General features: G+C 71.3%; 12 protein-coding genes. 8 read left to right on the top strand and 4 right to left on the bottom strand.

All coding sequences use genetic code 11. The features are described 5' to 3' along the window. Nucleotides 1-22: 22 nt before the first annotated feature. Nucleotides 23-1,387 (bottom strand): WS/DGAT/MGAT family O-acyltransferase, encoded by a 1,365-nt coding sequence (locus ACZ7PG_RS25215; RefSeq protein WP_470241536.1) that lies wholly within the window; start codon nucleotides 1,385-1,387, stop codon nucleotides 23-25. 80 nt (nucleotides 1,388-1,467) lie between these two features. Between ACZ7PG_RS25215 and ACZ7PG_RS25210 the strand changes: the two genes are divergently transcribed. Genes ACZ7PG_RS25210 through ACZ7PG_RS25185 form a run of 6 tightly spaced genes read left to right on the top strand, consistent with a single transcriptional unit; the run spans nucleotide 1,468 to nucleotide 9,506 of the window. Further along, complete coding sequence (locus tag ACZ7PG_RS25210; protein ID WP_470241535.1) at nucleotides 1,468-2,646, top strand: NAD(P)/FAD-dependent oxidoreductase; 1,179 nt, start codon at nucleotides 1,468-1,470, stop codon at nucleotides 2,644-2,646. A 44-nt stretch (nucleotides 2,647-2,690) separates the two neighbouring features. After that, on the top strand, nucleotides 2,691-4,313 hold the full coding sequence (locus ACZ7PG_RS25205; RefSeq protein WP_470241534.1) for a thiamine pyrophosphate-binding protein: 1,623 nt from the start codon (nucleotides 2,691-2,693) through the stop codon (nucleotides 4,311-4,313). After that, nucleotides 4,310-6,340 (top strand): hydantoinase/oxoprolinase family protein, encoded by a 2,031-nt coding sequence (locus ACZ7PG_RS25200; RefSeq protein WP_470241533.1) that lies wholly within the window; start codon nucleotides 4,310-4,312, stop codon nucleotides 6,338-6,340. The genes ACZ7PG_RS25205 and ACZ7PG_RS25200 overlap by 4 nt, the downstream gene beginning before the upstream one ends. Continuing rightward, nucleotides 6,337-8,037, top strand: coding sequence for a hydantoinase B/oxoprolinase family protein (locus tag ACZ7PG_RS25195; RefSeq protein ID WP_470241532.1), 1,701 nt, complete (start codon nucleotides 6,337-6,339; stop codon nucleotides 8,035-8,037). Before ACZ7PG_RS25200 ends, ACZ7PG_RS25195 begins: the two co-directional genes overlap by 4 nt. A gap of 1 nt (nucleotide 8,038) precedes the next feature. Continuing rightward, on the top strand, nucleotides 8,039-8,824 hold the full coding sequence (locus ACZ7PG_RS25190) for an SDR family NAD(P)-dependent oxidoreductase (protein ID WP_470241531.1): 786 nt from the start codon (nucleotides 8,039-8,041) through the stop codon (nucleotides 8,822-8,824). 4 nt (nucleotides 8,825-8,828) lie between these two features. After that, nucleotides 8,829-9,506, top strand: coding sequence for a GntR family transcriptional regulator (locus ACZ7PG_RS25185; RefSeq protein WP_470241530.1), 678 nt, complete (start codon nucleotides 8,829-8,831; stop codon nucleotides 9,504-9,506). Here ACZ7PG_RS25185 and ACZ7PG_RS25180 read toward each other — a convergent pair. Beyond that, nucleotides 9,496-11,454, bottom strand: a complete 1,959-nt coding sequence (locus tag ACZ7PG_RS25180) for an NPCBM/NEW2 domain-containing protein (protein ID WP_470241529.1) — start codon at nucleotides 11,452-11,454, stop codon at nucleotides 9,496-9,498. The two genes, ACZ7PG_RS25185 and ACZ7PG_RS25180, sit on opposite strands and share 11 nt — an antisense overlap. 126 nt (nucleotides 11,455-11,580) lie before the next feature. Between ACZ7PG_RS25180 and ACZ7PG_RS25175 the strand changes: the two genes are divergently transcribed. After that, nucleotides 11,581-12,786: a CaiB/BaiF CoA transferase family protein gene (locus ACZ7PG_RS25175; RefSeq protein WP_470241528.1), complete on the top strand. Its 1,206-nt coding sequence runs from the start codon at nucleotides 11,581-11,583 to the stop codon at nucleotides 12,784-12,786. Between the two features lie 179 nt (nucleotides 12,787-12,965). Further along, complete coding sequence (locus ACZ7PG_RS25170) at nucleotides 12,966-14,234, top strand: aminotransferase family protein (RefSeq protein WP_470241527.1); 1,269 nt, start codon at nucleotides 12,966-12,968, stop codon at nucleotides 14,232-14,234. Nucleotides 14,235-14,289: 55 nt separating this feature from the next. Here ACZ7PG_RS25170 and ACZ7PG_RS25165 read toward each other — a convergent pair whose 3' ends face one another. Further along, nucleotides 14,290-14,727 carry a VOC family protein gene (locus ACZ7PG_RS25165; protein WP_470241526.1) on the bottom strand — a complete coding sequence of 146 codons (438 nt, stop codon included), beginning with the start codon at nucleotides 14,725-14,727 and terminating at the stop codon, nucleotides 14,290-14,292. Further along, a complete protein-coding gene (locus ACZ7PG_RS25160; protein WP_364363167.1) occupies nucleotides 14,706-14,903 on the bottom strand; it encodes a hypothetical protein in 198 nt (65 codons plus the stop codon). Before ACZ7PG_RS25160 ends, ACZ7PG_RS25165 begins: the two co-directional genes overlap by 22 nt. Nucleotides 14,904-14,905 lie beyond the last annotated feature (2 nt).

Below are 14,905 nucleotides of genomic sequence, written 5' to 3'. Positions count from 1 at the left end.
AGTGGGGTGCCGATCAGCGGTGCTACTTGACCGCGGCTTCCAGCTCCACCAGCGCCGTGTCCAGGTGGGTCAGGATCCGCTGCAGGTGCGGCACGCTGCGGCGGCAGCCCGTGACGCCGAAGTCGAGGTTGTCGCCGTTGCTGGTCAGCGTGATGTTGACGGCCTGGCCGTCGAGCAGCACCGACGCCGGGTAGATGCCGTCGAGCTGCGCGCCATTCCAGTACATCTGCTTGCGCGGCCCGGGCACGTTCGAGATCACCAGGTTGAACGGCGGCCGCGTGTTGTTGACGACGCCCGGGATCGGCGAGACGCCGAGCTGCGCGACGTTAACGGCTGATAACAGCAGCGTCTGCAACGGCGTCAGCTCCGAGAACAGCCGCTTGCCGTTGCGCATGGACTGGTGGATCGTGACGAGCCGCTTGCCCGCGTCCGGCAGGTCGGTGGCGAGGTTGCACAGCAGTGCGCCGATGTTGTTGCCCGCCGCTTCGCCCGGGTCGTTCTGGCGGCGCAGCGACACCGGCACCATCGCGACCAGCGGTGCGTCCGGGAGCGCGCGCTGCTCGATGAGGTAGTCGCGCAGCGCGCCCGAGCACATCGCGAGCACGACGTCGTTGCGCGACACCCCGGCGGCGGTCGCCACCTTCCGGACGCGGTCGAGCGACCACGACTGCGCCGCGAACCGGCGCGCGCCGCCGATCGGCACGTTGAACATCGTCCGCGGCGCCTGCCCCGGCAGGGTCACCGTGTGCTCGCCGAACGCCTCGCGCGCCACCTTGAGCGCGGCCGGCGCCAGTCCCGCGAGCTGGTTGGCGGTCTTGCCCGCGGTCTGCAGGAACGAGCGCGGGCTCTTCGTGCGGCCTTCGCCCGGTTTGCGCCGGGTGCCCCACCACGGCGGGCAGTCGAGGTCCGCGGGGTCGTCCGACAGCGTGCCCTGCAGCTGGCGCAGCGCCGAGACGCCGTCCATCAGCGCGTGGTGGACCTTCGTGTAGACGGCGAAGCGGCCGTCGGCCAGGCCCTCGATGAGGTGTGTCTCCCAGAGCGGCCGGTGCCGGTCGAGCAGGGTGCTGTGCCAGCGGGACGTCAGCTCCAGCAGCTCGCGGATGCGCCCCGGCTGCGGCAGCGCGGAGTGCCGGAAGTGGTAGTCGAGCTCGAGGTCGTCTTCCGCTTTCCAGGCGACGTGCCCGAGCGTGTTGACCGGCCGGGCCGGGCGGCGGCGGAACACCGGCCGCATGTTGTCCGACTCCAGCAGCGAGCGGCGGACGTCGCGCAGGTAGTCCGGCCCGGCGCCGTCGGGTTTCTTGAACAGCTGCAGACCGCCCACGTGCATCGGATGCTCGCGCGTTTCGACCAGGAGGAACATCGAGTCGGTCACGGGCATCATCGCCATGGGACATCACCTTCCGCACTCGGCACGCCGACTCTACGCGCTCGGCTGCCGTGGGTGGATCACGTTCTACATTGGCGAGTATGACCGTCCGCGGCGCTCGGGAAACGTCCCTGCCACCGATGGCCGAGTGCGTCGTGATCGGCGGCGGTGTGATCGGTGTGAGCTGCGCGTTCCGCTTGGCGGAGGCCGGCGTCGACGTCCTGCTGCTGGAGCGCGACGGGCTCGGCGAGGGCTCGACGGCGAAGGCCGCGGGCGGCATCCGGTCGTCGTTCACGAGCCGCGTCAACGTCGAGTTGGGACTGCGCGGGCTCGCCGCGTACAGCGCTTTCTCACGCGACTTCGGCGTCGAGATCGACTTCCGCCGCGACGGCTACCTCTACCTGCTCACCAACTCGGAAGACACAGTTGCAATCGGACATTGCGCGGAGCTGCAGCAGGCCTACGGCGCGAGGAGCCACCTCCTGGACCCGTCCGAAGTGCGCGACATCCTTCCGCTGCTCGGGACGGACGGGATCGTCGCCGCGCTCTGGTCGCCGGACGACGCGAAGGCCACTCCGGACGCCGTCGTCCAGGGTTACGCGAAGGCGGCCCGCGCGTGCGGCGCGCTGCTCCGGACCGGCGTCGAGGTCACCGGGATCGAACGTGACGGCGACGCGTTAACCGGCGTTAACACGACCGCGGGGTTCGTCCGGACCGGCGCGGTCGTGTGCGCGGCCGGCGCGTGGTCTGGGCGGATCGGCGAGCTGGCCGGCCTCGACCTCCCGGTGCGCCCGTTCCGGCGGCAGGTCGTGTTCACCGGGCCGGTGCCGGGACTGCCGGCCGCGGTGCCGCTGACCATCGAGATGCCGTCGGCGTTCTACTTCCACCGCGAGGGCCCTGGCCTGGCCATGTCGTTCTGCGAGGACGACGGCTTCCCGGGCTTCGACACCCACTACGAAGCGGGCGAGTGGCTGCCGCGGCTGGCCGAGCTGGCGGGCCGCCGGATCCCGGCCGTGCTCGACGCGGACATCCGCACGGCCTGGGGCGGGTTGTACGAAGTGACGCCCGACCGCAACCAGATCGTGGGGGAAAGCGTCCTGCTGTCGCGGTTCTTCTACGCGACCGGCTTCTCCGGGCACGGGTTCCAGATGGGACCGGCGACCGGCGAGCTGATCCGGGACCTCTACCTCGGCCGAGAACCGGCCGTGGACATCGCGGAGCTCGACGTCCGGCGCTTCGAACGCGCCGATACCGCACCGGTCGAGCACAACATCGTCTAGGGGTTGATTGCCAGATCGTTCAACGATCTGGCAGTATCCGGGCCGTGGCTGTGAGTGGTGCTCGGGAGTTGGTGGACGCCCTCGAAGGACTGGGGACGGAGATCGTTTTCGGCCTCCCGGGGGTGCACAACCTGCCGTTGTGGGAGGCGCTCGCCGAGACCCGCATCAAGCTCGTCGGGGTCCGTCACGAACAGACCGCCGGCTACGCGGCCGACGGCTACGCGCGCGCCACCGGCAAGCTCGGCGTCGCCCTCGTCACCACCGGGCCGGGCGCGGCGAACACCCTCGGCGCGGTCGGCGAAGCCATGGCGTCCGCGGCTCCGGTGCTGATCATCGCCACCGACATCCCCTCGACGCTGCGGCGTCCCGGCGTCGTCCGCGGCGTGCTGCACGAGACGTCCGACCAGCAGGCGATGTTCGCGCCGGTGACCAAGGGGGTCTTCACCGTGCGGGCCGCCGACCAGATCGGCACCACCGTGCACCGCGCGGCGCGGCTCGCGCTGGAGGCGCAGAGCGGCCCGGTCTACCTCGGCGTGCCGACCGACTACCTGCGCGAGACGGTGCCGCACCGTCGGCCGCCCGCGCCGCACCGCAAGCCCGACGGCGACGTTCCCGACCTCGCCCGCGCGGAAGCGCTGCTGTCCGACGCGAAGAACCCGCTGATCTGGGCCGGCGGCGGCGCGCTGCGGTCCGGGGCCGGGGACGCCATCGGCGCGCTCGCCGAGAAGATCGCCGCGCCGGTCATCACGACGTTCGGCGCCCGCGGCCTGCTCCCGCTCGACCACCCGTGCCTCGCGCCGAACCCGGTGCACACGCCGGAGGTCGGCGAGCTGTGGGACGAGGCCGACGTCGTGCTCGCCATCGGCACCGACTTCGACGGCCTGATGACGCAGAACTGGCGGATGCCGAAGCCGCGCACGCTGGTCGCGATCAACGTCGACGCCGACGACGCCGCCAAGAACTACCCGCCGGACCTGACGCTGGTCGGTGACGCGCGCGCGATCGTCGAGCGGCTGCTGCCGAAGCAGCGGCCGGGGCTGGACGACATCACGTTGCGGCTGGCCGGCATCGGCCGCCGGGTGCGCCAGCGGATCCGGGACGAAGAGCCGCAGGCCTACGACTTCCTGTCCACTTTGGACGAGGTGCTGCCGACAGACGCGGTGCTGGTGTCCGACATGTGCGTCGCCGGCTACTGGGTCGGCGGCTTCCACCGGGTGCGGGCGCCGCGCAAGCTCGCCTACCCGATGGGCTGGGGCACCCTCGGCTACGGCTTCCCGGCGTCGCTCGGCGCCGCCGCGGCCGGTGTCGGGCGCGCGATCTGCATCACCGGTGACGGCGGGTTCCTCTACGGCTGCGGCGATCTGGCGACGCTCGCGCAGGAGCAGCTGCCGGTCACGGTCGTCCTGGTCGACGACGGCGGCTACGGGATGCTGCGCTACGACCAGGACCGCGAGGGCCTGCCGCACCGCGGGGTCGACTGGGACAGCCCGGACTTCGTCGGCCTGGCCCGGTCCTTCGGCGTGCACGCCGACCGCGTGTCCGGGTTCGGGCGCGCGTTCCGGCGGCTGCTCGGCGAGTTCGTCGAGTCCGACGAGCCGAACGTCCTGGTCGTGAAGGCCAAGCTCAAGCCGCCGTTGAACACGTCCCCGCGGTGGTATCGCACATGAGGATCGGCGTCGACATCGGTGGCACGTTCACCGACCTCTGCGCGGTGGACGGAACGGGGATCGCGGCCGTCGGCAAGGTGCTGACCACGCACGACGAGCCGGCGCGCGCGGTCGAGGAGGGCCTGGCCGCGTTGCTCGCGGAGTCGGGGATCGCCGCCGGTGACGTCGAGCAGGTCGTCCACGGGACGACGCTGGTGACGAACGCGCTGATCGAGCGCAAGGGCTCGCGCACGGCGCTGCTCGCGACCGCCGGCTTCCGGGACGTCCTGGAGATGCGCCGCGAGCACCGGTACGAGCTGTACGACCTGCACATCGAGCTGCCCCCGCCACTCGTCCCGCGGCACCTGCGCTTCGACGTCCCGGAGCGGATCCTCGCCGACGGCTCCATCCACATCGGACTCGACGAGGAGTACGTCGCGCGGCTCGGCCGTGAGCTGGCGGCACGGGGTATCGAAGCGGTCGCCGTCTGCTTCCTCCACGCGTTCACGAACCCGGCGCACGAGCGGCGCGCGGGCGAGATCCTCGCCGAGGTGGCGCCCTCGCTCCGGGTGGCGCTGTCCTCCGACGTCGTCCCCGAGATCCGCGAGTTCGAACGCGCGTCGACCACGGTCGCGAACGTCTACGTCCAGGACCTGACTGAGCGCTACCTGCGCGACCTCGAACACCGGCTGGGGCGCCTCGGGATCGCCGGGGCGCCGCACATCATGCTGTCCAACGGCGGACTGGCCACTGTGGACACCGCGGCCCGCCACCCGATCCGGATCCTCGAGTCCGGCCCGGCCGGCGGGGCGCTGGCGGCGGCCGCGATCGGGCCGGCCGACCTGCTGGCCTTCGACATGGGCGGCACGACGGCGAAGCTGTGCCTGATCGCCGGCGGCGCGCCTTCGGTGACGCACCAGTTCGAAGTGGACCGCAAGTACCGGCTGCTGCCCGGGTCCGGGCTGCCGGTGCAGGTGCCGGTCACCGACATGATCGAGATCGGCGTCGGCGGCGGGTCGATCGCGCGGATCGACGCGCTCGGCCTGCTGACCGTCGGACCCGACTCGGCCGGCTCCGAGCCCGGCCCGGTCTGCTACGGCCGCGGCGGCACCGAGCCGACGGTGACCGACGCCGACCTCGTGCTCGGCTACCTCGACCCGGACTACTTCCTCGGCGGCGGCATGAAGCTCGACGCCCCGGCGGCGCGTGCGGCGATCAGCGGCATCGCCGGACCGCTCGGCGTGAGCGTCGAAGAGGCCGCGTGGGGCATCCACACCAGCGTCAACGAGGACATGGCGAACGCTGCCCGCGTGCACGCCGTCGAGCGCGGCCGGGATCCGGCGAAGCTGCCGATGTACACGTTCGGCGGGGCAGGCCCGGTGCACGGCGTCGGCGTCGCCCGCGCGCTCGGGGCGCCGTCGGTCGTCGCGCCGCCGGCCGCCGGGGTGCTCAGCGCGGCCGGGTTCCTCACCGCGCCGCTGGCGTTCGACTTCGTCCGGTCGGCCCGCGCGGCCGTGCGAGAGCTGGCGTGGGAGCAGGTCGACGCGCTGTTCGCCGAGATGGAAGCCGAGGGTGCGGCACTGCTCGCGAAGTCCGGAGCCGCGGAGGTGACGCATCGGCGGATCGCCGAGATGCGCTACGCCGGGCAGGGCTACGAGATCCGCGTCCCGGTCCGCGGCGGCCGCTGGCCGGACGCCCTGATCGACGAGTTCACCGCCACCTATCGCGCGCTGTACCGGCGCACCGGGCCCGACGTCGGCGTCGAGGTGCTGAACTGGCGCGTCGTCTCCAGCGGGCCCGCGCCGGACGTCACGCTCCGGCTGACCACTCAGGTGACCAGCGGCGACGCGCGCAAGGGGACGCGGAAGGCCTACTTTCCGGCGGCCGGTGGATTTGTCGACACGGCCGTGTACGACCGCTATCGCCTCCGGCCCGGCGTGCGGATCAACGGGCCGGCCATTGTGGAGGAACGTGAGTCCACTGTGGTCGTCCCGCCCGGCGCGCACTGCGTCGTCCGGGAGGACGCCGCGCTGGAGGTGACGGCGTGAGTGTCGACCCGATCCTCGTCGGGCTGTTCGGCAACCGGCTGCACTCGATCCTCGCCGAACAGCAGAACGCGCTGGTCAACACGGCCTTCTCCGCCGTCGTGCGCGAATCGCTCGACCTCGCCTGCGCGGTGTTCGACTCGCGTGGCGAGATGATCGGCCAGTCCGTCGGCGGCACGCCCGGGCACATCAACGCGATGGCCACCGGCATGCACCACTTCGTCGCGGCCTACCCGGCGGAGACCCTGGAACCCGGGGACGTGCTGCTCACCAACGATCCGTGGCAGACGGCCGGGCAGATCAACGACATCACCGTGGCGACGCCGGTGTTCCGGCGCGGCGAGGTGGTCGCGTGGTTCGCGTCCTGCTGCCACGCGCCGGACATCGGTGGCCGGCTCGTCTCCGCCGAGGCGCACGAGGTCTTCGAGGAGGGCCTGCGGCTGCCGATCCTGAAGTTCCTGCGCGCGGGCGAGGTCAACGCCGATCTGGAACGGCTGATCCGGGCCAACGTCCGGACGCCGGAGGAGACCGTCGGCGACCTGTACGCGCAGGTCACCGGCAACGAGGTCGGCGCGGCCAGCCTGCTGAAGCTGCTGGACGAGTTCGGCATCGACACCCTCGACGACGTCGCCGCCGAGATCATGAACCGCTCCGAGAAGGCGTTGCGCGACGCGCTGCGGAAGCTGCCGGACGGGACCTACACCAACGAGATCGTCACCGACGGCTTCGACGACGAAGAGATCGTCCTGCGCGTGACGGCCACTGTGGACGGTGACGAGATCCACCTCGACTTCGCGGGGTCGTCGCCGCAGAGTCGCCGGGGCATCAACGTCGTGCTCAACTACACGCGGGCGTACGCGTCCTTCGCGGTCAAGGCGGCGATTTCGCCGGAGGTGCCACACAACGCCGGGTCGTTCCGGCCGGTGCACGTCACCGCGCCCGAAGGGTCGGTGCTGAACTGCCTGCCGCCCGCCCCGGTCGCGTCGCGGCACCTGATCGGGCACTTCCTGCCGTCGCTGCTGATCGGTGCCCTGCCCGGCGCCGCGATCGCGCCGAGCGCGGACGCGCTGTGGATGACCATCTGGCGCGGGCCGGGGTTCATGCTCAACGTCTTCCAGACCGGCGGGATGGGCGCGCGCGCCGACAAGGACGGTCTGAACACCACCGGTTTCCCCAGCGGCCTGCGCTCGACGCCGACGGAGGTCATCGAGACGATGGCACCGCTCGTCCAGCGGTCACGAGAGCTGCGCGTGGACTCCGGCGGTGCCGGGCGGTGGCGCGGCGGCCTCGGCCAGGTGACGACGATGGCCGCACGTGACCAGGACTCCTGGAGCGTCAACGGGAACGTCGACCGCGTGCGCGCCGCGGCGTCCGGTGTGGACGGTGGAGCACCCGGCGCGGCCGGTCGGTTCGGGCTGCACCACGGGGACGACCTGCCTGCCAAGAGCCGGGTGACGCTGACGCGCGAGTCCGTTGTGGACGTCACCCTGCCCGGCGGCGGTGGCTACGGGCCGCCGCTCGAGCGGCCCGTCTCCGAGGTGCTCGACGACGTCGTCGAGGGATACGTCTCGCTCGCGGCGGCGCGTGCGGTGTACGGCGTCGAGGTGCGGTACCTCGGCGACCCGGCGGCGCTCGTCCGGCTGCCCGGGGACTACGCGGTGGACGAAGAGCAGACAGTACGACTGAGAGCGGGGAAGTGACATGGGTCGGTTGGCCGGCAAGGTGGCGGTCGTCTTCGGCGGCGCGCGGGGCATCGGCCTCGCCACGGTGAAGGAGTTCCTCGCCGAGGGCGCGACGGTGTTCGCGTCCGACATCCGCGAGCCCGCGGAGTCCCTCGACGGCTACCGTCACTCTATTGTGGACGCCACCGACGAAGACGCCGTGGCGTCCTTTGTCGACGGTGTGCTCGCCGAAGCCGGGCACATCGACGTGCTGGTCAACAACGTCGGCATCCACCTCGGCAAGCCCCTCGCCGACACGACGCTGGCCGAGTTCGACAACATCTTCGCGCTCAACGTCCGGGCGGCCTTCCTCGGCACCCGCGCCGTGCTGCCGCACATGATCGAGCGCAAGGCCGGCAGCATCATCACGACGTCGTCGAACGGCGGCGTGATGGGCCGCCCCGGCGACCCGGTGTACAACGCCACCAAGCACGCGCTGGTCGGGCTGACGAAGTCGATCGCGGTCGCCCACGCGCACCAGGGCATCCGCGCCAACACGGTTAACCCCGGCGCGATCGACACCGACATGCTGCGCAGCACGCTCAACTCGCCCGAGGAGTTCGAGACCAAGCAGCACCAGCTGGTCGCGAGCACGCCCGCGGCGCGCGTCGGCGAGGCGTGGGAAGTCGCGAAGGCCGTGGTGTTCCTGGCCAGCGACGAGTCGCGCTTCATCAACGGCGTCGTGCTGCCGATCGACGGCGCGAAGGCCGCGGGCGCGATGCCGGGCAACCGCTACAGCCTCGACTTCGAGCTCGGCGTCAGGTAGCGCCGTGACCGTCGATCCCTCGGGGCTGGAGAGCGAGCGGCACCTGCTCGAGCGCAGCGGCACGGCCGAACGGGTCGCCGCGATCCTGCGGCAGTACATCACCGACGGCGTCTTCGCCCCCGGTGAACGGTTGTCCGAGCCGGTGATCAGCTCGGCGCTCGGCGTCTCGCGCAACACGTTGCGTGAGTCGTTCCAGCTGCTGGCCCACGAGCGGCTGGCGGTGCACGAGCTGAACCGAGGCGTGTTCGTACGCGAACTGACCACAGAGGACATCGAGGACCTCTACGTCGTCCGCCGCGCCACGGAATGCGGTGCCCTGCGGCGGGCGGCCGAGCTGTCCACTGTGGACCTGGTGCCGGTCGAACAGGCCCTGCGGGACGGTCGCGCGGCCGCGGCGGCCGAGGACTGGCCGGCGGTCGGCACCGCCAGCATCCACTTCCACCAGGCGCTGGCCGACCTGGCGGGCAGCGAACGCATCTCCGCGACCATGCGCCAGGTGCTCGCCGAGACGCGGTTGTTCTTCGTCCTCAACGAGAACACGCGCGAGTTCTACGAACCGTTCCTGGTCTGCCACGAGCAGATCCTGCGCGACCTGCGCGGCGGCCGCTTCGGCGTCGCGGAGGCAGCGTTGGAGCGCTACCTCCGCGACGCCGAAGCCCTGCTGCTGGCGCTCAGCAGGTGATCGTGGCGTCCGCCCAGTCGGCGTGGTCGGAGTCGTTGGTGTCCCCGCCGTCGGTGACGACGAGGTCGAGCACCCGCACCCCGCTCAGGTTCGCCGCGAGCTGCTGCGCGGGCAGGCCCGCCGTCATGACCCCGGTCGCGGCGAGCTCCTTGCCGTCGCCGAGGACCTGGAACGCGACGCTGCCCTTGGCCTTTTCGTCGTCGTGGCCGACGGACGCGCCGAACGCCGTGCAGCCGCCGCCGAGGTAGAACCGGACGCGCGACGGCGCGTGCACGCCCAGGCCGTCGTCGTAGGTCACCCCGCCGATGGTGATCTTGTGGCCGTCACCGGCTTTCGACTCGCCGTTGCTCGTGCCGCGTTCGACCGGGCCGTAGCCGTTCTCGGCGGAAAGCCAGGTCGCCTTCGACAGCGGTGTCACGCCGGGCGCCGGCGGTACCACGATCGGCGCGCCGCCGTCGGCCGTTAACGAGCGTTTACCCCAGGCCGTCCAGTAGTTCGCCGTCGCGGTCAGGGTGACGCGGTCGCCGCTCGGAGCGTCCGGACGCACGGTCCAGGAGCGTTGCCATGTCTTGCCCGGGGCGACCACCGGCACGAGCACGTCGGCGCGGCCGTCGAGCTTCCAACCGGCCGGGGCGGTCAGCTTGACCTGCGCGGCGAGGAGCGGGGTGCTGCCGTCGTCGGTCAGCTTCAGCGTGGCCGTGAACGGCTGGGCGGCGTCGGCGAAGTCCGGCGCCTGCACGGTCAGCGTCGACAGCGGAGCAGCGTTCGGGAACTTGGCGGGCCAGACGCGGAACACCGCGGCGCCGTGACTCGGCACCGACGCCCGGAGCGTGCCGGTGGTCTCCGTTTCGGCGCCGGTCCACAGGTCGCGGACGCGGTAGTCGCGGGCCTTCGCGAGGCCGAGCTCGGCGGTGGTGGCGGACATCGGCGCCGCGGTCAGGCCGCGGTTGAAGAGCACGACCGCCGCCGAGCCGTCCGACATCGGCTTGGTCCAGACCTCGGTGTCGCCGTCGTCGCGGAGCTTGTACCCCTGCTTGCCCGCCCAGTCCTGGTCGAGCGCGACGATGTCCTTGTTCTCCAGGATCGACTTGGTGGTGTCGGACATCGAGCGCAGGTCGTTGCCGGCGAGCAGCGGCGCGTTCATCAGCGCCCACAACGCGAAGTGCGCCTGGTACTCGGTGGTCGTCATCTTGCCGTTGCCGACTTCGAGCATGTCCGGGTCGTTCCAGCCGCCCGGGCCGGAGTAGCCAGCCAGCGCGAACTGCTTGTCGAGGATCCCGGTCATGCTGCTCCAGCTGTCGCTGATGTCGCCGGTCGTGCGCCACAGCTGCGCGCCGGCGTCCTTGCCCCACAGCCACGGCTGGTTCTGACCCCACTCGCAGAGCGCGTAGAGGATCGGCCGGCCGGTCTTCTTGATCGCTTCGCCCATCTTCGTGTAGCGCTCGATCGCCGGGCGGTTCTGGTTGTTGCAGTTGTCGTACTTGAGGTAGTCGACGCCCCAGTCCGCGAACGTCTGCGCGTCGACGTCCTCGTGGTCGAGGCCGCCGGGCATGGTCTTCTGGCAGGTCAGCGTGCCGGCGCTGGTGTAGATGCCGAGCTTGAGCCCGCGGTCGTGGACGTAGTCGGCCAGCGCCTTGATGCCGCCGGGGAAGCGCGCGTGGCTGGCTTCGAGCTTGCCGTCGGCGGTGCGGTTCTGTTCGGCCCAGCAGTCGTCGATGTTGACGTACTGGTAGCCGGCCGCCTTCAGGCCCGAGCTGACCATGGCGTCCGCGGTCTCGCGGATGAGCTCTTCGTTGATGTCGCAGTGGAACTTGTTCCAGCTGTTCCAGCCCATGGGTGGCCGTTGGCCGAGCTGCTGGGCGTCGGCCGGCTCGGCGGCTTGGGCGGGTGGGGGAGAAGCGATCGCGGCGGCCACGACGGCGGCCGCGAGCCCGACAAGAAGACGCATGATCCCTCCAGGAGTGCGCAACTCTGCACAAACTCACTCAACAACAAACACCATGAAGAGGTCGGATGTCTACGGCCGTTAGGAGGAACACCTTGCGGATTCCTCCCCGGTGGGAGAGAAAGGGCCGTGACTTCGCTGCCTGCTGACCACGACGGATTCCGCCCGCTGGACGGGATCAAGGTCGTCGACCTGTCCCGCATCCTCGCCGGGCCGTACTGCACGCAGTACCTCGGCGAGATGGGTGCGGACGTGGTGAAGGTCGAGCCGCCCGGCCACGGCGACGACACCCGCGGCTGGGGCCCGCCGTTCGTCGGCGAGAGCGACGAAGCCGTGTACTACCTCGCGGCGAACCGGAACAAGCGCGGGATCGTGCTCGACCTCAAGAGCGAGCGCGGCCGTGAAGCCCTCCGACGTCTGGTGGCCGACGCGGACGTGCTCGTCGAGAACTTCCGGCCGGGCACGCTCGAGAAGTGGGGGCTCGGGTATGCGGTCCTGTCGGATCTGAACCCGCGGCTGATCCACGTGTCGATCACCGGGTTCGGGCAGACGGGCCCGTACCGCGACCGCGCGGGCTACGACCTGGTCGCGCAGGCCCTCGGCGGCGTGATGTCGCTGACCGGCGAGCCCGACGGCGCGCCGGCGAAGGTCGGGCTGCCGGTGGCGGACCTGAACGCCGGGACGTGGGCGATCATCGCGGTGCTGATGGCCTTGCAGGCCCGGCACACGACCGGCCGCGGCCAGTACCTCGACGTGTCCCTTTTGGACAGTCAGCTGGCCTGGCACGTGTACGCCGCGGGTGCGCACTTCTACGACGCGCCCCGGCCGCGCCGGATGGGCTCGGCGCACCCGAGCATCGTTCCGTACCAGGCGTACCACGTGTCGGACGGCTGGCTGATCATCGCGGTGGGCAGCGAAAAGCTGTGGCACGCGTTCTGCGGGGCGCTCGATCTGGACATCGCTTCGGACGCGCGGTTCTCATCGAACGCCGCGCGCGCGGCTCATCGCGACGAGCTGAACGCTCTCCTGGAGCCGGTGCTGCTGACGCGCACGGCGGCGGACTGGATGAAGTCCTTCGACGCGGCGGGCATCCCGGCGGCCCCGATCAACGAGATCGACGACGTCTACGCGGACCCGTGGACCGCCGCACGCGACCAGGTGGTCCGCTTGCCGCACCCGACGGTGGGGACGTACCTGGGGACGGGCTTCCCGGTGAAGGCATCGGACACGCCGGCGCGGCCGACGTCGGCGCCGCCGACCTTGGGGCAGCACACCGCGGAGGTGCTGGCGGAGCTGGGCTACTCGGCGGAGGAGATCGCGGAGTTCCTGGGCTGAGGCTCAGCTTCCCGGCACCAGCGCCGGGTCGGCCGGAGCACGCGCCGCAGGCCCGGCGGCGTCGGCGTTGCACGTTGCGTCGCCGTTCCGGCCAGTCCCGCGTCGCGAAGTGTGCACGATGGAGTGTTCGCGCTCGCCGCTTCGCCCTGGTAGGGATGGGGGAGGACTGAGGAGGACCGATGTCAGCACAGCACGCCCTTTGGCACCCGTTCGCCGACATGGGTGCGGTCGACGGCGACCGGATGGTCATCACCCGCGGCGAGGGTTCCTACGTCTGGGACGACGCCGGCCGCCGGTACTTCGACGCCACCGCGTCGCTCTGGTACGCGAACTTCGGCCACGGGCGGCCCGAGATCACCGAGGCCGTCGGACAGCAGCTCCGGAAGCTCGACTCGTACAACCTGTTCGGCTACAACGCGAACGAGCCGGCGATCGAGCTGGCCGACCGCGTCGCCGCGCTGGCGCCGACGCCGGGGTCGAAGGTGTTCTTCGGGTCGGGCGGCGGGGACGTCATCGACACCGCCGTCAAGCTCGCGCGGGCGTACTTCGCGCAGACCGGGCGGCCGGAGAAAGCGCACGTCATCGGGCGGACGCAGGGCTACCACGGCACGCACGGCTTCGGCACGGCCGTCGGCGGCATCCCGGCCAACGCGGCCGGCGTCGGCCCGCAGCCGCCGGAGTTCTCGCATGTGCCGTTCGACAGCGCTTCGGCGCTGGAGGCCGAGATTTCCCGCGTCGGCGCGGCCAAGGTGGCGGCCTTCTTCTGCGAGCCGGTGATCGGCGCGGGTGGTGTGCTGCTCCCGCCGGAGGGCTACCTCGAGGAGGTCGCCGCGATCTGCCGCCGTCACGACGTGCTGTTCGTCGCGGACTGCGTGATCGCGGCGTGGGGCCGGCTCGGGACGTGGTTCGGCATCGACCGCTGGGCGGTGGAGCCGGACATGATCACGACGGCGAAGGGCATCACCGGCGGTACGATCCCGCTGGGCGCGCTGGTGGTGGCCCCGCGGGTGGCGGAGCCGTTCTTCACGGGAGCACCGGGCGCCCCGATCTTCCGCCACGGCGCGACGTACGCGGGCCACCCGGTGGCCTGCGCGGCGGGCTTGGCGACGCTCGACATCTACGAGCGCGACGGCCTGATCCCCCGCGGCCGCGAGCTGGAGAAACCCTTGGCCGACGCGGTGTCCGGGGTCGCCGGCCACCCGCTGGTCGCGGAAGTCCGGGCGGGCCTGGGCTTCCTCGCGGCGGTCGAGCTGACGCCGGACGTCATGGACGCCGACCCGGGCGCCCCGGTGAAGCTGCAGCGCGCGTGCCGGGACGAGGGCGTGATCGTGCGGAACCTCGGGCGCGGTGTCGCGGTCTCGCCGCCGTTGATCGCGGGGGAGGCGGAGCTGGATCTGCTGGCCTCCGCGCTGCCGAAGGCCCTGGACCGCTTGGCAGCTCAGGCTTGACGCGCGGTGAACGGCTCTTTCCTGTCCTCCGACAGCAGGAAAGAGCCGTTCACGCTCAAGAAATGCAGAACTCGTTGCCCTCCGGGTCCGCCATCGTGACCCAGCTGTGCGGCCCCTGACGGCCCCGGTGCAGGAACTTCGCCCCGCGGGACGTCAGCTTCTCCAGCGTCGCCTCGACGTTGTCCGCGCCGACCCACACGTCGATGTGGAGCCGGTTCTTCACCGTCTTCGGCTCCGGGACCTCCTGGAACAGGACCCGCCGGGGTGGACCCTCGGGTGGCGAGTCCGGATGGCGGATCGCCGCCCCGGCTCTCCACACCAGTGAGCCGTTGTACGTGCGGGTTTCCTCCTCCTTCGCGTACCCCTTCGCGATCATCTCGCGGATGAAGTCCGCGTCGGTCGGTTCCACCGGCCAGCCGAGCGTCTCGGCCCACCAGTCGGCGAGCACGTGCGGGTCGGCCGTATCCACCACTACCTGGAAGTCATGCGCCATACGGGCACGTTAACGACCGAGTCCGACATTTTCCGGAGCATCGAGTCCTCGGGCACGACCGTGAAGCGCCACTTGTCGACGCCGCCGCCCATGATCTCGGCGTAGCGGCGGGCGCCGTCGGCGTTGGCGAACCGCACCTGCTGGCCGTTCGTCAGGTGGGTGATCTTGACCGCCATGA

This window comes from Amycolatopsis sp. NPDC114504 (genome assembly GCF_055633595.1).
Note: the sequence above shows the minus strand (reverse complement) of the source record. Positions and strands in the feature narration are given on the sequence as shown.